Raw genomic sequence first — 19,851 nt, 5'->3', positions numbered from 1 at the left:
GCGCGCTGCCTGGTCGGCGTTCGTCCAACGTCCTATGGGGGCTTTCGGTATAGGGCGATCTATTTTGCCGCCTGCTCAGTGGTCGTCAGATTTCAACGGACCGTAATCGTTCCACATGTCGCGATGCAACTTCCAGGTATCGCCCTGCTTCAGGAAGACGAGAATCTGCTTACCGCGATATGTGAGCGTTCCACTATGGTCACGGACTTCCGCATCCGAAACCTCTGTCACCATCCGGTTATTGCCGTAGAACTCGTAATTGCTGAACGATACGGTATGAGGCTTTGACCCGGCATACCCGCTTGCGAAGTATTGAACGATCGCGCTGCCCCCTATGACTTTGTCGCCCCCGGGCGGCAAAAGCGCGCCGTCTTTCGTGTAGAGGCGGCCTATTGCCTCATAGTCCCCGCGTCCAAAGGCTTCCGCCCACCGTGCATTCTCGGCCTTGATGGCCGATTCGATTTGAGGCTGCGGGCCACTGGCTGCTGCTGGCGCGGCAAACGCGAAAAAGGAGAGGCAGGCTGCGAGGCCGGCAGCGAATAAACGAATCCGTCGCATCTAATGATTTCCCGTCATGGTTTGAATTGAAGGTGGCCGCGCCAACCTGGGCAGGTGGCGCAAGCCATGTCGGCCGCAGCTTCATCGAAACCAGCGGACGTCCGACATCCGTTGCCTGCGACCGCTTCAGCGCACGCCTGGGACGCGTGCGAGCCCCCTGGATGCGCCGGGCAATTCCTTGTCGACCATCGCGATCACCTCCGGCCGCGCGTCTCTGGGGTGACCGGAATGGAACGGCGGAGCGGGATCGTATTCGATCACAAGCTGCGTGAATTCGGCGGCCTGTTGACCGCGCATCTTCGCCGCAACACGAAGTGCGAAGTCGATACCCGCCGTCACGCCGCCGCCGCTCATGAACCGGCCGTTGTCGTCCTCTACGAAGCGATCCGGAACGCCGATCGCACCGTATTCGGACAGCTTGTTGATGAAGGCCCAATGACAGGCGCTTCGCTTGCCGTTGAGAATGCCCGTTGCGGCGAGCACGAGCGATCCGTTGCAAACCGACGTAACGTGTTTGGCGCCTTCAGCCAGACGCCGGATCTGCGCTTGATACTCCGGACGCATCGGCACCGACAAATCGGACCCGCCGGGAACCAGGATCAGGTCAGTCCGCTCGATATCGGCCAGTCGTTCGGTCTTGCCATAAACGACGCCGAATTCGAGCGTGACGTTGCCGCCATTGAGACTCGCATAGCGAACATTCGTATTCGGTAGCCGGTGAAAAATCTCGCTGGGGCCGGCGAAATCGAGAAGCGTGCCGCCGTCGTAATTCACGATTAGAATATTGAGGGGTTCATTCGGGGCGAGTTCCGCCTTACTGCCTGGCTGCGCAAGGACAGGCGTGGCGTGGCCAAGCAGCGCTCCACCGCCCAGGATGGCGCCGAGCGTGGCAACACTTCCAAACTTGAGCGCGTCGCGACGGGCGTGGCCCGCTCTGGTGAGTGGCTTGCCAGCGGCGTGATTGTTGCTATTGTCGGTCAAGAGAACTTCTCCTTGCACTTCGGCCCCTCTGCACGCGCAGTCAGGTTGGGCCAAATTAACGAGCCACCACGACGAAATGCCTGGCGGGCGCTTGATTCAAATTCGAATAAGCCGGGATGACACGCAGCGGCTGAAAACGGCTGAAATCGGGAGCCGAAGCCTTAAAGCTGCGAGGCCCCGCCATCGACAACCAGTTCGGTCCCGACGACATAGGTGGATTCGTCGCTAGCGAGATAGAGCGCCGCGTAGGCAATATCCTCGGGCTTGCCCATGTAGCCCACCGGAATGGCTTCGGCAAACTCGGCCTTGCGGTCGCGAACCCACTCATCGGACATGCCCCACTTTGAGATCAGGGGCGTGTTGATCGCGCCGGGAGCGATCGCGTTGAAGCGGATTTTGCGGTCGAGAAACTCGTAGGACCAACTGCGGGCGAGCGATCGCACGGCGGCCTTCGCCGCCGCAGTCAACGAAATGCCATGCTGGCCGGTCTGCGCGACGAACGACGTATTGAGGATGACCGACGCGCCTTCCCGCAAGTCCGGCAGCACCGCTTGAAGCGTGAACACCACGCCTTTGACGTTGATGTCCATGATCTCGCTATAGAGCTCCTCGTTGATATCGTTGACTGCGGACGGAAAAGCCCAACCCGCGTTGGCGAACACGATGTCCAGACCGCCGAACTGCTCTTTCAACTCGGCGGCAATCGCCCGCATGTCCTTGAGCGAACGGACATCGCCCTTGAGAACGAGCGCATTCTCTCCTAACTCCGCCTTCACACGTTCAAACGCGGATTCATCGCGGCCAGTCACCGCCACTCGGGCGCCTTCCGCGATGAAGAGCCTGGCAGTGGCAAGACCGATGCCACTCGTGCCGCCCGTGATCAACGCCGACTTATTTTTGAGCCTCATCTGTAGGTTCCTTTCTGTGCTTCGTATTGGTCAATGCCAAACATTCAAAGCGCAACCGCGCTTGCCTCAACTCGATTTCGTGGGCAAATTATGGAACGTACGGGAGATGACGCAAAGGACGTATAACCCTCAAAAAAAGCCACCGGGTTTCTGGCGAAATTGGCGCGCGTTTCACAAATATACGGACTACTATTCGTTATTTGGGAACGACTGGGAAATAGCGAAGCGGTTTAATCCCATGCCGTTACCTAAAACAAGAGCGGAAGCGTCCTAGAAATGAACGCCATGACCGGCTTCAACGCCGCGACGGGCAGCGTCAACCTTAACGCGAAGCGCAATCACCAGAGCCGCAAGCAGCATCACGACGCCTGCGGTAATGAAAACCCCTGTGACTCCGCCAAAACCGAAAACCACGCCACCCACAGCGGCACCGGCTGCGATGGATGATTGCACCGCTGCCACGACCATCCCGCCTGCGCTTTCCGCCTGATCGGGTAACGCGCGTGCCACCCAGTTCGACCACGCCACAGGCACGCCGCCGAACGCCGCCCCCCAAAGCACCACCAGCACCATTAACCCGGTTATTTGAACCGGGAGTGCCACCATGCCCAGCGCCGCCACGCCAACCAGCGCGGGCATCACGACGAGGGTCGCGTGCAGGCTGCGCTCCATCAGCCAACCCGCCATTAGCGTCCCGACGAAGTTGGCGATACCAAATCCCAGCAGCATCAAGGCCAATCCGTCGGCATCAACGTGCACCAGGCTTTCCAGGGCGGGCCGGATGTAGGTGAACAGCGCATATTGACCGGTGTGCGCCAGCACGCAACCGAGCATCCCAATGCCGATTCCAGGCCGGCGCAGCAACTCGAGGACCGATGCGGTTCGTGCCACGTTGCGCGGCGCCATTCGCGGCAGTGTGAACCACTGGAACGCCAACGTCACCAGGCCAACCGCCGCGGCGGCAATGAAGGCGCTGCGCCATCCATACAGACCACCCAGATAGCTTCCCAGTGGAACCGCTACGACGGCGCCCACCGCGATGCCGCTGAAGATAATCGACAACGCGCGTGGCACCGATCTCGCCGGCACGAGGCGCATCGCCACCGCCGCGGCCATACTCCAGAATCCGCCTATGGCGACGCCAAGCAGAACCCGCATCGTCAGCAGCACCGCCAGGCTGGACGACAGGGCGACCAGCAGGTTGGAAGCGATCATCAGCGCGGTAAAGCCCAGCAGGACGATGCGGCGATCAAGCCGGCGCGTGAGGCGCGGCACGAGCAACCCGGAAAACAGTGCCGTCACGGCGGTTACCGTAACCGCCTGACCCGTCAATGCTTCCGACACCCCCAGCCCGGCGGCCATGGGCGTCAGGAGGCTGGCCGGAAGGTATTCCGCCGTTAATAGCCCGAACACCCCCATCGTCAGCGAAAACACCGCCATCCAGGCCGCCGATGAAGGCTCCACGTCCGGCCCGGCCCCCGACTGCGCGTCTTGCGCAGCTTCATAAACACGATCACTCATCACAGAAATATCCCTTGAAAACGATTGCCGACCCGAAGTCTAGGCTCGCGATCCAGGATGATCTATGATTGAGAGTCTGGGATTTTTGATCGAAACGCCTGAAATGAATTCGACAGACCCGTTTGCGCTGTCTTCCGACCTCATCAGCGAACTGCTGACCGGAATGCGCCTGCGAGGCGTCCAGTACCGCCGCATCCAGACCGGGCCGACTTTCGGCCTGCACTTCGATGCGAGGCCCGGACACGCCTACTTCCACTACCTGGCCGTTGGCTCCGCCGTCCTGCGCACGAGCGACGGTACCTTGCATGAAGTGTCGGCCGGGAATGCCGTGTTCGTGCCACAAGGCGTTAGCCATCAACTTTTGTCGAGCCCGCAAACGCCTGCCCAGGACATCGACAGTTTCGACGTGGCCCCGCTCGGCGACGCGGTAAGCGGCGTGGATACCTGCCCCAGCACCAGCGTCATCCCCAGCGCCATTCTCTTTTACGGATGCATGGAGTTTGATCTTGGCGGCATGCAGGGTCTCGCGCCCTTGATGCCCGACCTCATGGTGGTGGATGCCACCGAGCCGCGCTATCCTGGCCTCATGCCGATCCTCGCTTCGATGAAGCGCGAGATTTGCTCCGGGCGGATCGGTTTCGCAGGTATCCTCGCTCGCCTCGCGGACGTGGTCGCCGCCATGATCGTGCGCGGCTGGGTGGAGTGCGGCTGCGACGACGCATCTGGCCTCGTCGCAGCCTTGCGGGATCCCCGACTGGCACGCGCCATCCTCGCCTTGCACAGACAGCCGGGACGCGACTGGACCGTGGCGGAGCTGGCAGCGCAGTGCCATACCTCCCGTTCCGTTTTCGCGGAACGCTTCCAGGCCACGGTTGGCATGCCGCCGTTGCGCTACGCCACAGCATTGCGAATGCACCTGGCAAGTCAGTGGCTTACCCAGGACAGGCTGCCGATTGAAGCCGTAGCGCAACGCCTGGGCTATACGTCTCAAGCCGCGTTCAGCCGTGCTTTCAAGCGCATCACCGGCCAGCCGCCCGGTGCCAGTCGGCAGGCGCTGGCGCTTCACGTGACCTGAGTCGAAGGCTACGCCGGCACGAACACGCACAACTCGAAGCGGGGAAGATTCTCCGGCACGCCTGGCCTGCTAACGCAACGCGGCGAGCGTCCGTTTCAGCCCGAAAGCCGTCGTGGCCGCCAAGGAGTGCGAACGACGGTTATGGGTTGCGCATGCAACCACCCCGCAATTCCCCCACATTTGGTGCACCCACGCACCACACCGAAGCAAGCGCGCATCAACACAGTGAATTGATTTTGGCATATTAAAGTTGCCGTAATCTATTGCCGTTACGCAAGAGTCAAGCGCGCTCCGGCGTGAGCCGCTTGCTCTCAGGCGCGTCGTTTGTTCGGTCATGAATATGGCGCAATTTCCGGTGTCGTTTTGGCGCGTCCGATGAAACACAATCCGTTTCTTCGCTTGCTTGGACGCTTGCGTGTCGGGCGCAAGCTGCTGCTGATCTATCTGCTCGATTTGAGTGCGGTGGTGTATATCAGCGGCATCCTGATTCACGAAAAATATATTTCGATCGACTTCTCGCAAAAAGAGATCATCGGCAATGCGTATCTCGGCACGTTGAGAGACGTGCTGATCGACGTCGCCCAAAGCGGCGCCGACGGTCACGTCGACACGCAGCGGGTCGCCCGCCTGACGGCCGCGCTCGCGAGCGCCGAAGCGCAATATGGCGCGAACCTGGAGAGCAGCGAGCTGAACGCGCGCGCGCGTGGTGCGCTCGGCGCGCTCGCAGTTGGCGCACGCGCAGAGCACCCGCCCGCGCCCGAGGTCGTGCGCGCGGCGCTCGACGCGTGCCGCGAACTCATCACGCGTGTGGGCAATCAGTCCAACCTGATCCTCGACCCCGATCTGGACAGCTATTACTCGATGTCGCTGTCGATCCTGCGCTATCCGGCGCTGCTCGACGCCGCGAACGGCATCGGCCAACGTTTGCGCGAAGGCGGCATCGGCGCGGACAGTGCACCCGCGCGCCGCGATCTGAGCACGCGCTATCTCGTGCTCGAAGGCCAGCTCGACGCCGTCGCGCAAGGCTTGCGCTCGGATTTCGCCGAAGCGGCCGCCGCCAACAAGGACGTGAAGCGCGCGCTCGCCACGCCGGTCGCGAATCTGCTCGACGCGCTAGAGGCATATCGCGAGGCGGCGCGCACGGTGGTCGCGCAGTCCGGCGGCAACGCCGCGAGCCGCGCGGCCGCGCAGGCCGCGCATGAGGCGCTCGTCGCGCGCGTGGGCGAGGCATGGCGCGCCACGGGAGCCGAGCTCGACACGCTGCTCCACGCGCGCGTACGCGGCCTCTTCTCGCGCATGTGGCTCCATCTGGGCACCGCGCTCTTTCTGCTGTGCGGGATTTTGTCGATGGTCTATCTCGTTGCGCAGCAGATCTCGCGGCCGCTGCGCGAGCTCGCGCGCGTGATGGACACCGTGCGCCGCACGGGCGACCACGGCGTGCGCGCCACCTGGCGCAGTCAGGACGAGATCGGCCAGCTCGTGCTCGGCTTCAATGACATGCTCGTGCAGCTCGATCGCGAGCGCGACGTGCAAAAGGAACTCGCGGCCACGGCGCGCGCCTCGCAGGCGCAGCATGCGCTCGTCGAAGCGACGCCGGTGCCGATGATGGTCACGGCCGTGCCGGGCCACGAGGTGCTGCACGCGAATCGCCCTGCCCTTTACTGGCTCAACGGCTGCACGTCCGACCCGTGGGCGTTGGGCCTCGATTCCGCGGTGCGTGCGCGCTTTTTCCAGCAGCTTTCCGATCGCGACGCCGTGGACGAGTTCGAAGTGCGCTGGATGGGCAGCGAAGAACCCACATGGGCCATGCTCTCGGCGCGCCACCTCACGTTTCAGGGGCGCGACGCCGTGTTGACCGCATTCACGCCGATCAACCAGATCAAGCTCATGGAGCAGCGGCTCGAACTATGGGCGAAGGTGTTCGAGGCTTCGTCGGAGGCGATCCTGATTCTCGACGGCAACCGGCGCCTGCTCACCGCGAATGCCTCGTTCTATCGCGCCACGGGCTATCGCGCCGAAGACGTGTGCGGCACGCTGCCCGATTTCGTGCTGGCCTCGCCGAACGGCGAACCGTTGATGCCGCAACTGACCGCCCTCGTCGACATTTCGAGCGTCTGGAACGGCGAAGCCGTGGTGCGCCGTCGCGCGGGCGGCGACTATCCCGCGTGGCTCATGATCAGCGCCGTGCGCGACAAACGCGCGAGCGTCTCGCACTATATCTGCACGCTCATCGACATCACCGACCGCAAGAAGAGCGAGGCGCGCATCCAGTTTCTCGCCGAACACGACGTGCTCACGGAGCTGCCCAATCGCGCGCTCTTCACCAAACGCGTGGGGGCGGCCATCGACCACGCGCGCCAGACAAGCGGCCGCGTGGCCGTGCTGTTCATCGACCTCGACCGCTTCAAGGACATCAACGATACGCTCGGCCACCACGCGGGCGACGGCCTCTTGCGCTCGGTGTCGCGGCGTCTGCTGCAATCGGTGCGGGCGGGCGACACCGTAAGCCGGCTCGGCGGCGACGAATTCACGGTGCTGCTCTCGGGCGCGGGCGGCAGCGCCGACGTGGCACGGCTCATCGAAGAACGGCTGCTGCCGCTCATGCGCGAGCCCCACTCGATCGGCGGCATGACCTTGCAGGTCGCGTGCAGCATCGGCATCGCCCTGTATCCCGACGACGGCACGACGATCGAAGCGCTGATGCAAAACGCCGACGCCGCCATGTACCGCGCGAAGTCGAGCGGCCGCAATCTCGTGAAGTTCTTCTCGCCCGACATGGCCGAAAGCACGCGTCATCGCCTTGAAATCGAAGCGCGCTTGCGCACGGCTGTCGAGCGCAATGAACTGTGGCTTGCGTACCAGCCTTGCGTGGATGCATCGACGGGCGAGCTGATGAGCGTCGAGGCTTTGTTGCGCTGGCAACATCCCGATCTTGGCCTCGTGCAGCCGTCGGAGTTCATTCCCATCGCAGAAGAAACGCGGCTGATCCTGCCGATCGGCGCGTGGGTGATCGAGGAAGCGTGCCGCCAGATCGCGCGCTGGCGCGAAGCCGGTTTGCCCGACATGCGCGTGTCGATCAATCTCTCCGCCATCCAGTTGCGCGACGACGAACGGCTCGTCACCCATCTACGCGAGACGCTCGAAGCGCATGGCGTGGAACCGGACCGGCTCGAACTCGAAATCACGGAGACCGTGCTGATGGAAAGCGTCGGTCACTATCTCGACGCCATCAAGAGGATCCGTGCGCTGGGCGTCAAGCTGTCGCTCGACGATTTCGGCACGGGCTATTCGAGTCTCAGCTATCTGCACCGCTACCCGCTCGACCGGCTCAAGATCGATCGCGCGTTCGTGCACGGGCGGCTCAACGAGCCTTCCGATCTCGCCGTGATTCGCGCGATCGTCGAACTCGGCCACGAACTCGGCCTGCGGGTGGTGGCGGAAGGCGTCGAGCACGAACACGAAGCCAACGCGTTGCGCCGCATCGGCTGCGATGAATTGCAGGGCTTTCTCTACGCGAAGCCCATGCCGCACGAAGCGCTCACGCTGTGGCTGCGTTCGCGCGATGCGGCATTGGTGTGAGTGCCGCGCGAAAATCAGAACATCTGCCGCATGCCGATCGCCACACCGACATTGTTGGTGCGGCCGACCCGGTCGACAGCGCCGGTCGCCGTGTTGGTCACGCCGGGGTAGTCGGCGGCGAAGGCGCCGTTGCCGCGCGCGAAGTCCGCGGTGCCGTATACCTCGGTGTGCTTCGAGAACGAATACTCGGCAAGCACCGTGGCCGAATAGTTGATGCCGCGGCCAAGCGAGCCGTCGAGCATTTCGGCATTGCGCGTGTGGCCATAGTAGCCCGCCACGGTAATCAGCAACGGGGTGGTGGCCTGCCAGTTGCCGCCCACGTAGAACGTGTCGTCAATGCGGTTCGGGCTGCCGCCGTGCAGCGTCGGCGCACCGGATTGCTGCATGTTGAAGTCGGTCGTGCCGGTCTGGTCCTGACCATGCAGCCAGCCCGCCAGCAGGCGGACGCTCGGCGTGATCTGATACGCGCCGCTTACGTGCAGGAAGCTGACCTTCGCGCCATTGACCGAGCTGCCGTTCACGGACGAAACGGAAGTCTGCTGATAGCCCGTGTTGATCGACGCCGGTCCGTGCTCATACGTCAATTCCACGCCATACGTGCTGTCGAGGCCCATTGCCCCCGCATGGTTGCCGAAGCCATAGATTGCGTTGACGCTCAGGCCGTTGGACGAGAACTTGTACTTGACCGAGTTAGGCACGGTCAGGTAATTGCCGATCCCGTTGTACATCCAGCTGTCTTGCCAGTAGTCGCCGACCTCCATCGGGTCGAAGATATCGCCCATCGTGTCGTACATCGGTGCGTACTGGTTGCCGAACGTGACCGAGCCGAACTGGCTGCTCGAAAGACCAACATACGCCTGGCGGCTGAACAACGTGTTCGGCACATGCAGTTTCCCGTCGCCGAGTTCGAAGCCGTTTTCGAGGCGGAAGATCGCGGAAAGACCGCCGCCCAGATCTTCGCTGCCGCGCAGGCCCCAGCGGCTATGCGTTTCCGGACCGACCGTCATGCCGATCAGGTCCTTGCCATCCGGCGCGGCATTCGTCTGATAACGGATTGCCGTATCGACGAGTCCATATAAGGTGACGGAACTCTGCGCGAACGCCGACGTTGCCGTTACAGCGGAAAATGCGCCAATGGCGCCGAAAATCGCGACTTTTTTCATTAGATTTGCCTCCCCGGACGGACTTTTTCCGGCAACTCGACGAGCTTGCCAATTCGATTAATTGCGGACTAATTGCGGACCGATTGCGATCAGTGGCGGGAGGATAGTGCGTCGTATTTTCGGCTTATATGGGCCGATCTGGAATAGCCTTTTCCAGAATCAACAATGATCGACCCATCGGATATTCAATGCTTCCCTACGACGAATACCGAAACCGCGTTGTCCAGTTGCCCCGCCTGTTCCTTCATCGAAAGCGCCGCCGCCGAGGCCTGTTCGACCAGCGCGGCATTTTGCTGCGTCACGTGGTCCATTTCCGAAACGGCCCGATTGACCTGCTCGATATCCTTCGATTGCGCTTCCGACGCGCTGGCAATCTCGCTCATCAAGGCGCTGGCTTTCCTGATCGAATCCAGAATCGCTTCCATGGTGGCGATCGCACTGTCCGCTTGCCTCGCGCCCGCTTCGACGCGTTTGAGCGAGTCGGTAATGAGGCCCTTGATCTCTCTTGACGCCGTCGCGCTGCGTTGCGCGAGCGAGCGCACTTCGCCGGCTACCACGGCGAAGCCGCGGCCCTGTTCGCCCGCGCGAGCCGCTTCGACTGCCGCGTTCAGCGAGAGAATATTGGTCTGAAAAGCGATACCTTCGATAGCGCCGATGATTTCAGCGATCTTGCCCGACGAATCGGACAGGCCCCGCATCGTTTGCACGACATCCTGCGTTGCCCGATTGCCCCGCTCGGTGAGTTGCGTCGTGTTGCGCACCACCTCGTTCGCCTGCTTCGCGTTCTCGGCATTCTGGCGCACGGTCGAGGTGAGCTCATCCATGGACGCCGCGGTTTGTTCGAGCGACGCCGCCTGTTCTTCCGTGCGTTGCGACAGGTCGAGATTGCTGGCCGAGATTTCCTGCGTGGTGACTTTGATCGACTGCGATGTTTTGCGCACGACGCCAATGGTCCACACGAGTTTGCCTTGCATCGCGTCGAGGCCCGACATCAACTGCCCCATTTCGTCGTCCGAATGGACTTCGACAGCGCTCGTCAAGTCGCCGTCCGCAATTGCCTTGAAGTGGTCGAGCGCGCGAGCGAGCGGCAGACCGACGGCCCGTTGCAGCGACCACCATGCGAAAACGGCGGCCGCCAACGCAATCGCGATACCCAAAGCGGCGACCCAGACAAACCAGCGAAATCGCGCCTGCGCGCTGTCGAACAGGGCGCGCGCGGCCGTGACCTGGATCTCGCCCAGCGAATCCATCCCGTCGGACACGTCGATAAAGAGCGCGGGAGGCAGGCTGCGCCATACCTGGGGAATCTTCGCGGCGTCGCGGGTGGCGATCGCGCTGAACATCTGGTCAAGGCCGTTGGCGACGAGCGCGTCGTACTTGCCGTTCACGTCGGCCGCGCGCCGCGCTTCCTCCGGACCCGAGAACGGCAGCGCACGATAGGCGTTCCACGCTGTCTTCGAGGCATCGAGCAGATCGTGCGCGGTCTGCGTTTCCTGTTCGACTTCCGGCCCCGCCGGATCGAGCGCGATGCGATACAGCCACAGACGCGCCCTGGAAAGCGCCACGTTCGACTGGCCCAAAGCCTGCGAAGAGGCGAGGCGGTTCGCGTACAACTCCTTTACGTCGCGGTTGCTCATCAAGACGCCCACCACGCCCATGAGGCCGCCCATCACCAGCAGGGCCGCGAGAAAACCCATGGCGAGGCCAAGGCGGGCGCGAATACTAATATTTTTAATCATAGTGACAGTAACCGGAACGGAGGATCAGTGACGCGCTCGCATGTGAGCTACGCAAATCACTGGTATCACTAACGTCCGGAATCGCCCCTTGCATTAGCACGCAATCGAGAAGGGACATTTATTCGCGCGGTGGCTAGTCGGTCGCGTTGCATGGTGATATAGGGCAAGCGTGCGGCCAGCACAGCCAACGCACGCTCCACGCAACGACTTTCAGCCGAAAACTGGAAGAGACTCTTCCAGATCACTGAGGAATCGATTTTCGGCGGCCCGCTGCGGTGCGTCCACAAGCCTGAGTGCCGGCATGATTTCCTCGCTCCTTCAGCGAACTGTTGACGTGCCGAAAAGCGCCGTGCGACAAGGCTTTCGCGTCTCCTCGCGTCCCTGCTTAATTTTATTTCGCATTGCCAAGTCAATAGCCGATTCATCCCTCGTCTTCAATCCCGAAAGCAGCGCCATCGATTTCCATATGACAAGAGATCGCTTCGCGTGAAATCCACCCGCTCCTATGATCGCCCTTCCCTTTCGCACACCTCGCGGTGCCCTCATTTTTCCCGGAGTCAACCTTGTCCAAGAAGTTTCTCCTGGGCGCGGCGGTCACAACCAGCCTGCTTGCGCCACTCGCCCACGCGCAAAATTCCGTCACGCTTTACGGCCTGATCGACGCCGGGCTCATGTACACGAACAACGTAAAAAAAGGAACGAGCGCGGGCTCGCTCGTCCAGGCCACCAGCGGCAACATCAACGGCAGCCAGTTCGGCGTGCGCGGCAGCGAGGATCTTGGCGGCGGCCTGCATGCGGTCTTCGTGCTGGAAAGCGGCTTCAACGTGCAGAACGGCAAGATGGGGCAAAACAACCGCTTTTTCGGGCGGCAGTCTTATGTGGGCCTCGATAGCGCCCGCTACGGGACGTTCACACTCGGCCGCCAGTACGACTCGGGCGTCGATTTCGTCGCGCCCTTGTCCGAAGTGGCGTCGACGTTCGGCAAGACCGGCTTCTCCCATCCGTTCGACAACGACAATCTCGACTACTCGGTCCGCATCAACAACGCCGTCAAATTCAATAGCCCGAATATCGGCGGCTTCAAGTTCGGCGGCCTGTATGCCTTCTCGAACAGCACCGACTTCAGCGCAAACCGCGCATACAGCGTGGGCGCGAGCTACGGCAACGGACCGCTGAAAGTGGCGGCCAGCTATCTCCAGATCAACGGCTCGAACAGCACGAACACGACCGGCGCGATCGACACGGCGGAGTCCACGGCCAACGGCACGGCCGGATTCCTGCTCGGCGCCGACGTGCAGCGCGTGGCCGCCGCCGGCATCAACTACACGGTGGGTCCGGCCGTGCTCGGTTTCGTGTATTCCCATAGCCAGTACCAGGGCACGAAGTCGTTCGGCTCGGCGAACGGCACAGTGCGCTTCGACAACTTCGAACTGAACGGCCGCTATACGGTGACCCCGGCGCTGAAGCTCGGCATCGCGTACGCCTACACGGACGGCCATGTGACCGGCAGCACGACCTATGGCGCCGACCCGAAGTGGAATCAGGTCAACGCACAGGCGATCTACTCGCTTTCGAAGCGAACCGATGTCTACGCCGAAGCCATGTACCAGCACGTGAGCGGCAAGCAGTACGTCGCGTTCATCAACACGTCGGGCGGTGCATCCTCCACCGCGAATCAGGTGGTGGCGACGGCCGGGTTGCGCACCCGCTTCTAACGGCTTCGGCAGCGCTCCGGCATCGGGTCTCCACGACAACGCAATCAGAAGTTGTACTGAAGATAGACCTGACTGAAGTTGATGCCTGGGTTGGGGTGTTTCAAACCCGCGTTCGACAAATGCTGAAAGCGAAAGCCGGCCTGGTAGTTCTGGTGCGCGCCGAACTGCGCGCCCACGCCCACCATGTCGGCGAACTGAAACGAAGACGAGAAGCTACGGTCCGGCGTTTCATCCACGTGAGTCAGCAGTCGCACGCCCACGCCGGCTTCGACGAATGGCCGGACATAACCGGAACTCTTGATGAAGCGAAACACCGGCGTGAGCCCGAATTCCCAAAGGTTCGGATGCGAGCCCGGTTTTTCCTGAATATCCCAGTAGGCGGCATGCGCTTCACCCACCACGGTGAAATGATAGCCGCCAATTTCCCACCAGCTCAGTCCCGGGTCCCAAACAATACCGAGATCGGCTTTACGAACGTTGTGATCCGCCACACCGCCGGCGAATTGAACACCCCATTGGTCCGCATAGGCAGACGTCGTGCTCGCGCACAATACGGCAAACAGCACCCCAAGCCGAAGCCTTCCTTCTTTCAATTTCTTCCTCATTCTTTTTGCTTTTGCATCCAGTCCCCGGTTGATCGACGGCATGTCGAAAGCCGGATCGACGCTTCTTTCGCCACCGCGCCGAAGGTCCACAACGCGGCAAATACCGCAAACGGTGCGAAAAAAAACCTCCGTGCGAGGTTGCAGGAGGTTAAGCGGGGGAAAACATCATCGCTTCGCTTGGTAACGATGAGCAATCATGCTAACAATAGAGATGAGGAGAATAAATGTGAATTCCCGCATTGCATCGTTTCAATATCCGCCATAATTATAAAGGCATATTTAACGAAATAATTCACGGAAAAAGTATGTCCATCATTTCTCTTCTTAAAGATAAATTGGCTTCTTTTTCAAAAGAGGAAAATGATTATTTCGCGATTAATCTCAATCGATCGGCTGATACCGTATCGACCTTTCATTGCGTAAGCGCAGGCCGACGCGGCCGCTCACGCCTCGGCGCTCAGTTGCGGAATTTCGACCGTGAACACCGCGCCGCCATCGGACGCATTGCGCGCCGTCAGCCGGCCTTCGTGGCGCTCGACAATGCCATAGCTGATCGACAAACCGAGTCCGGTGCCACGGCCCGGCGGTTTGGTCGTGAAAAACGGCTCGAACAGGTGGGGCAGATGCTCGTCGGCAATGCCGGGGCCGTTGTCGCGTATCGTCACGCGCACCTTGCCCTCGCGGCAGGCCAGCTCGATCCACAATTCCGGGCGCTCGCGCTGCGCGCCGGTGGCGGCGTCGCAGGCGTTCTGGATCAGATTCATCAGCACCTGGAGCAACTGGCCGGGATTGCCCCGCACGAGCATCGGCGCGCCGCGTGTCCAGTGCACATCGAAGTCCGGGCCCGCGCCTTTGCGGATCCATTGAATCGCGCGCTCCACGACATCGTTCAGGTCCACGGCCACGCGCTCCTCGCGATCGACCGCCGAAAATCGCCGCAGCGCGATCACGATATCGGCCGTGCGCTGCGCGCCTTCGATCGTGCCGTCGATCAGCGAAGGCAGGTCGGTCAGGATCGAATCGATGCGCAGCGTCTCGCGCAAGCGGGCGCGCTCCGCGGGCGTGGCCGGTTGCGCGGAAGCGTCCACGAAGCGCGTGAGGCGCTCGGCATAGCGCTTGAGCACGTGCACGTTGCCCAGCACGAAACTGATCGGATTGTTCAGCTCGTGCGCCACACCTGCCACGAGCCGGCCGAGCGCGGCCATCTTCTCCGAGTGCAGCAATTGCTGCTGCGCCTGCTTGAGCGCCTCGTGCGCCTCGCGCAACTGCCGGTACGCGCGCTTGAGCTCGCCCATCGGCCGCCCCACCAGCAGATAGCCGACACGCCGCCCACGCGGCCCGCCGCGCGGCGTGCAACTGAAATCCACGGGCACGGCCACGCCGTCGCGGCTGCGCAAATTCAGCTCGATTCCGGCGTCTCGCATGGGTGCCCCGGCGCGTACCGTTTCGCGCAGCGCGGCGGCGCTCGCTTCGTCGGCCAGCCAGTGCTCGAAACGCGAGCCGCGCAACACGCTGTCCGGCTGCCCGAGCAACTCGCACAGCGCGGCGTTGGTTTCCTCGATCTCGCCGCGCTCGTTGCAGGCGGCCAGCACGTCCGACATCGACGAGAGCAGGCCGAGAATGAACTGCTGCGATTGCTCCAGCTGCGCGTTCTTCTCTTCCAGCGCGATTTCGTCTTCGACGAGTTGCGCGTACACCTCGTCCATCTTGTGGATGACTTCCAGCCAGGCCGCGTCGTCGAGCCCCTCGATCCCGAGCGGCGCGTCACCGCTGGCGACGGCGCGGCTGAGCGCGTCCTCGCCTGGCGTGTTCTGGCGCTTCGGGGTTCGATCGCGACGATGGGATGGGTTGCGTGCCATGACATTCGTAAGGGTTTCGCTGCAACTACGGCTACGGCTGCTGCTTCGGCTTCGGCGGCGCTCGGCCTCAGTGCACGGTGCAGACCATGCACGGATCGAACGAGCGCACGATGTGCTGGACCGCGACCGGCGTCGTTTCTCCCGGCTGCACCGGTGCGTCGACCAACGCGGCCTCCAGCGCGCCGGGCCGCCCCGACGCATCGCGCGGGGAGAAATTCCACGAGGTCGGCGCAACGATCTGGTAGCACGAGATCCGGCCGCCCTTCACTTCGACCCAGTGCCCGAGGCTGCCCCGCGCCGCTTCGTTCAGCCCCACGCCGCTGCCTTCGTGCGGCAGCGTGAATGGCGCGAAGTACGGCTCGCCCGGCGCCAGCGCCTTCACCCACTGCTCCATCATCGGCACCACGCGCGCGAGTTCCAGCAGGCGCGCCAGCACGCGCGTGTACACCGTGCCGCCGCAACGCGCGGTCGCATCGGCGATCAGCGCATGCCGGTCGGTCAACTGGCGCGCGATCGCCCCCGTTTCCAGCACCGCGCCGTTCAGGCGCGGCGCCTTGTTCCACGTATAGGCGCCGGGCTTGTCGGCCAGCGGCGCGGTCACGCCCACGGACGGATGGCGCGGGCCTCCCGCGTCGTCGAGCCACGCATGCGTGGCGTCCTCGGTGATGGCCGCCAGATCGACCGCATCGAGCCGGTTCGCTTGAGCGTCCCACACGCCGCCGCTCAGCGCGTGCGTGCCGTCCGGCTGCGGGTACGCCCCGTACGAGAGGTACAAGCCCGGCCCCGGCCCGAGCCTGTCGAGCCCGAGATCCGCGACGATCGAGAGGAAGAAACGCAAGTCGCCCCGCTGCGGCGCGCGCATGCGCCAGGCGTCGAGCGCGGCTTCGCTGTCGAGTTGAGCGACTTCTTCGAGCGGCGCGGCGAACAGCGTCTCTTCGAGAAATTGCCTGAATTCGCCGATGCAGGCAAGCAGGCGCAACCGCTCGCCGTGCTCGATCGCCCGCGCGCTGCCGCCCGGCTGGATGGAGCCCGTATGCGGCCACTTGCCGCCGAGCGTGCCGATCAGGCGCAGCCAGCGTTGCCGCGCGGCGAGCGCCACGCGATGGCGCTCGCCGCGATACGGCGTGAATCGCTCGACCGCCTGCGCATGCCACGGCCGCCCCTCATACACGGGCCGCGTGAAATCCGGCATGAAAAAAAGGTAGAAGTGACTCAGATGGTCCGCGAGATTTTCGGCGGCCAGCATCAGATTCGTCGCGATGAGTCCGTTCGGCGTCGGGCTCACGTGCGCGAGACTAGCGAGCGCGCGCGCAGCCGCGACGCCTTGCGACACCGAGCAGATTCCGCAGATGCGCGGCACGTAGACGAGCGCGTCGAGCGGCTCCCGCCCCACGAGAATCTGTTCGAAGCCGCGATACATCGTGGCGTTCACGTGAGCGCTCGTCACGCGCGCGTGCGCGATATCGAGGCGCACTTCGAGGTCGCCTTCGACACGATTGAATGGACCGATCACGAGCCGGGACATGGGGCCTACTTGCGCACGGTAGAGCGCACGGCGGGCGGCACTTTCGTGTGATCCGCCGTCGCATTCTCGCGCACGCGCTTCGGTGTCGCGGCCTTCGAAAGCGAAGCCAGCGCGACGAACCAGGCCTTGGGCATGTCGCTCGGCAAGCCGATCGGAATGCCCGCGATCTTCGGCGTCTGATGGAACGGGTGGCCCGGTTCCTCGAAGCCCGGCTCGGTGCAGTTGATGCACGCGTAGCCGCCGCGCGTACACGAGCCGTCGCCGTTCCACAAGCGCGTATTGCAGTCGGCGTGCGCCTGCGTGCCCTTGCAGCCCATGTGCTCCATCATGCAGCCGAGGTCGGAGGGCTTTTCGGCGCTCGCCTTGTATTCGTAGAACTCGTTGCGCGTGCAACCATGATGAACGAGCTGATCGGCGTAGAAGCGCGGCCGGTTGAGCGCGTCGAGCCCCGTTGCATCGAGCAGGTTCATCGACAGGCTTGCAAGCGTGTCGAGCACCCATTCGGGATGCGTGGGGCAGCCCGCGACGTTGACGACCGGCAGGCCGCGGCGCGACCGGTAAGCCTGCCTGAGCAGGCCGCCGGGCCGCTCGCCGTCGAACTGGAGGCCGCACGCCTCGGTGTGATTCGCCCCGCCCGCGCTGATGCCGCCAAACGCCGCACACGTGCCGATCGCCACCGTGTAGTGCGCGACCTGCGCAAGCCGCTCAACCCAGTCGATCATCGGCACGCCGGTGCCCGCGAGCACGTGAAAGCGCCCCGTACCGTTAGGACCGCGTAGCATCGCGCCTTCCACGCACAGCGCGTGCAGTTCGATCTCGCCGTCAAGGCAGGCTTGGAGGATGGTCTGCGCCTCGGCGCCCGTTTCGACCGACAGCGACGGATGCCACAGCACGTGGATGCCCGCGCGCACGAGCGTACCCGCGAAATCGACCGTATCGGCGCACAGCAGCGACATGTTGCAGCCGCCGCAGCCGCCCGACTGGAGCCACAGCACGTTGAACGCGCCCGTTGCCGCCGTGCTCATGTGCGCTCCTCCAGCCCGAAGCGCTGCATCTTCTGCCGCAGCCCGGCGCGCGAGAGACCCAGTTCGGCGGCAACACGCGTCCTGTTCCAGCGGTGCCGCAACAGCGCTTCCTTGATCAACATGGCCTCCATCGCGTCGAGTCGTTCTTGCAGGGTGCCGGTCGTCGCATGCATGACCATGCCGGAGGCGCCCGGCGTGGCGGGCTGCCCGCGCAGCACCTTCGGCGAAAACGCGTCCGCGCGGATCAGGTCGTCGTCGCTCAGCGCCACCGCCCGGTAGATTTCGTTGCGCAGCTCGCGGATATTGCCCGGCCACGGATAGCTGAGCAGCACGGCCAGCGCGTTGCCCGCGAACGCCAGCCCGCCGCGCTGCGGAACCTGACCGGCAATGTCCTGAAGCAGCTTCTGCGCGATCGGCACCAGGTCGCCGCTGCGCTCGCGCAGCGGGGGCATCGAGAGCGTCGCGGTCGCAATCCGATAGTACAGGTCCTCGCGAAACCGTCCCGCTTCGACCTCGCGTTCCAGGTCGCGATGCGTCGCGGCGATCACGCGCACGTCCACCGGCACCGCGCGCGTGGAGCCCACGGGACGCACCTCGCCTTCCTGGAGCACGCGCAGCAGCTTGACCTGGAACGAGAGCGACATGTCGCCGATCTCGTCGAGGAAAATCGTGCCGCCGTTGGCCTGCTGGAACAGGCCCGTGTGATCCTGGAACGCGCCCGTGAACGCGCCGCGCTTGTGGCCGAACAGTTCCGATTCGAGCAGCGTGTCGGCCACGGCCGCGCAGTTCTCGACCACGAAGGGCCCCGCCGCGCGCGGGCTCGCGTAATGGATCGCGCGCGCGAGCAGTTCCTTGCCCGTGCCCGATTCGCCGAGAATGAGCAGCGACAGGTCGTAGCGCGCAAGCTTCGCGGCGAGCACGCAGACCGGGTCGAGCGGGCTGCCCGGCGAGCGCACGATCGAATCGAAACCGAACTCGCTTTGCACGCGCGCGAGCTTTTCATGGCTGCGCCGCCGCAACAGCGGAACGCTGCCGCGCAGTTCGAGATCGAGGCGGCGCATGTCGTGCTGGAGCGACTGGGCCTCGGCGGCCTGGCGCACGGTATCGATCAGGTGATCGGGCAACCAGGGCTTGAGGATGAACTGGTGGATGCCCGCCCGGTTGATGCCCGCGACGATGTCTTCCGAATCGGTGTAGCCCGAGACGATGATGCGCACGACGTCGGGCCAGGTCTCGCGCACCTCGCACAGGAATTCGACGCCCGTCTGCCCCGGCATGCGCTGGTCGCACAGGATCACGGAGACGGCGCGCTCCTGGAGGATCGCGCGCGCCTCGTCGGCGGAGCCCGCCGTCAACACCTCGAACTCGTCGTCCAGCACGCGCCGGGTCGTCTCCTGCAAGCGCGGCTCGTCGTCGACGACAAGCACGGTGGCGGGCTGGCGCAGCGGGAGCGTGGCGGGACTGGCGGGGACGGGCGAACTCATTGCTTGATCGAAGCCGTGGGGAACCGGTCTTTCAGGGCTCCCCGCGAGCGCAACGCGACTGGAGGGCGGACGATCCGCAATCATACCTTGAGTCTCCCGATACTTATCGTCACC

14 protein-coding genes are annotated in these 19,851 nt (G+C 63.5%); 3 read left to right on the top strand and 11 right to left on the bottom strand.

What is annotated here, in order from left to right; all coding sequences use genetic code 11:
• Positions 1–75: 75 nt before the first annotated feature.
• The 4 genes from C7401_RS11590 to C7401_RS11575 form a co-directional block, all read right to left on the bottom strand.
• On the bottom strand, positions 76–558 hold the full coding sequence (locus C7401_RS11590; RefSeq protein ID WP_112171526.1) for a YybH family protein: 483 nt from the start codon (positions 556–558) through the stop codon (positions 76–78).
• A 126-nt stretch (positions 559–684) separates the two neighbouring features.
• Positions 685–1,539, bottom strand: a complete 855-nt coding sequence (locus C7401_RS11585; protein ID WP_112171525.1) for a DJ-1/PfpI family protein — start codon at positions 1,537–1,539, stop codon at positions 685–687.
• A 161-nt stretch (positions 1,540–1,700) separates the two neighbouring features.
• Entirely contained in the window at positions 1,701–2,447 is a 747-nt protein-coding gene (locus C7401_RS11580) for an SDR family oxidoreductase (protein ID WP_112171524.1), read from the bottom strand.
• Positions 2,448–2,717: 270 nt separating this feature from the next.
• Positions 2,718–3,968: an MFS transporter gene (locus C7401_RS11575; RefSeq protein WP_112171523.1), complete on the bottom strand. Its 1,251-nt coding sequence runs from the start codon at positions 3,966–3,968 to the stop codon at positions 2,718–2,720.
• A gap of 64 nt (positions 3,969–4,032) precedes the next feature.
• Between C7401_RS11575 and C7401_RS11570 the strand changes: the two genes are divergently transcribed.
• Positions 4,033–5,043 carry an AraC family transcriptional regulator gene (locus tag C7401_RS11570; protein WP_112171522.1) on the top strand — a complete coding sequence of 337 codons (1,011 nt, stop codon included), beginning with the start codon at positions 4,033–4,035 and terminating at the stop codon, positions 5,041–5,043.
• A 375-nt stretch (positions 5,044–5,418) separates the two neighbouring features.
• Positions 5,419–8,622 carry an EAL domain-containing protein gene (locus C7401_RS11565; RefSeq protein ID WP_112171824.1) on the top strand — a complete coding sequence of 1,068 codons (3,204 nt, stop codon included), beginning with the start codon at positions 5,419–5,421 and terminating at the stop codon, positions 8,620–8,622.
• A 14-nt stretch (positions 8,623–8,636) separates the two neighbouring features.
• Here C7401_RS11565 and C7401_RS11560 read toward each other — a convergent pair whose 3' ends face one another.
• Entirely contained in the window at positions 8,637–9,785 is a 1,149-nt protein-coding gene (locus C7401_RS11560; protein WP_112171521.1) for a porin, read from the bottom strand.
• 185 nt (positions 9,786–9,970) lie between these two features.
• On the bottom strand, positions 9,971–11,524 hold the full coding sequence (locus C7401_RS11555) for a methyl-accepting chemotaxis protein (protein WP_112171520.1): 1,554 nt from the start codon (positions 11,522–11,524) through the stop codon (positions 9,971–9,973).
• 563 nt (positions 11,525–12,087) lie between these two features.
• Between C7401_RS11555 and C7401_RS11550 the strand changes: the two genes are divergently transcribed.
• Positions 12,088–13,239 carry a porin gene (locus tag C7401_RS11550; protein WP_112171519.1) on the top strand — a complete coding sequence of 384 codons (1,152 nt, stop codon included), beginning with the start codon at positions 12,088–12,090 and terminating at the stop codon, positions 13,237–13,239.
• Between the two features lie 44 nt (positions 13,240–13,283).
• Here C7401_RS11550 and C7401_RS11545 read toward each other — a convergent pair whose 3' ends face one another.
• The 5 genes from C7401_RS11545 to C7401_RS11525 all read right to left on the bottom strand — a co-directional run bounded on the left by C7401_RS11545 (position 13,284) and on the right by C7401_RS11525 (position 19,737).
• Positions 13,284–13,844 carry an acyloxyacyl hydrolase gene (locus C7401_RS11545; protein ID WP_112171518.1) on the bottom strand — a complete coding sequence of 187 codons (561 nt, stop codon included), beginning with the start codon at positions 13,842–13,844 and terminating at the stop codon, positions 13,284–13,286.
• Positions 13,845–14,287: 443 nt separating this feature from the next.
• Complete coding sequence (locus C7401_RS11540; protein WP_112171517.1) at positions 14,288–15,703, bottom strand: sensor histidine kinase; 1,416 nt, start codon at positions 15,701–15,703, stop codon at positions 14,288–14,290.
• 67 nt (positions 15,704–15,770) lie between these two features.
• Entirely contained in the window at positions 15,771–17,228 is a 1,458-nt protein-coding gene (locus C7401_RS11535) for a nickel-dependent hydrogenase large subunit (RefSeq protein WP_112171516.1), read from the bottom strand.
• A 5-nt stretch (positions 17,229–17,233) separates the two neighbouring features.
• Positions 17,234–18,253: an NADH-quinone oxidoreductase subunit B family protein gene (locus tag C7401_RS11530; RefSeq protein ID WP_112171515.1), complete on the bottom strand. Its 1,020-nt coding sequence runs from the start codon at positions 18,251–18,253 to the stop codon at positions 17,234–17,236.
• Entirely contained in the window at positions 18,250–19,737 is a 1,488-nt protein-coding gene (locus tag C7401_RS11525; protein WP_112171514.1) for a sigma-54-dependent transcriptional regulator, read from the bottom strand. The genes C7401_RS11530 and C7401_RS11525 overlap by 4 nt, the downstream gene beginning before the upstream one ends.
• Positions 19,738–19,851 lie beyond the last annotated feature (114 nt).

It is taken from the genome of Paraburkholderia unamae, assembly GCF_003268775.1.
Taxonomy (GTDB): domain Bacteria; phylum Pseudomonadota; class Gammaproteobacteria; order Burkholderiales; family Burkholderiaceae; genus Paraburkholderia; species Paraburkholderia unamae.
Note: the sequence above shows the minus strand (reverse complement) of the source record. Positions and strands in the feature narration are given on the sequence as shown.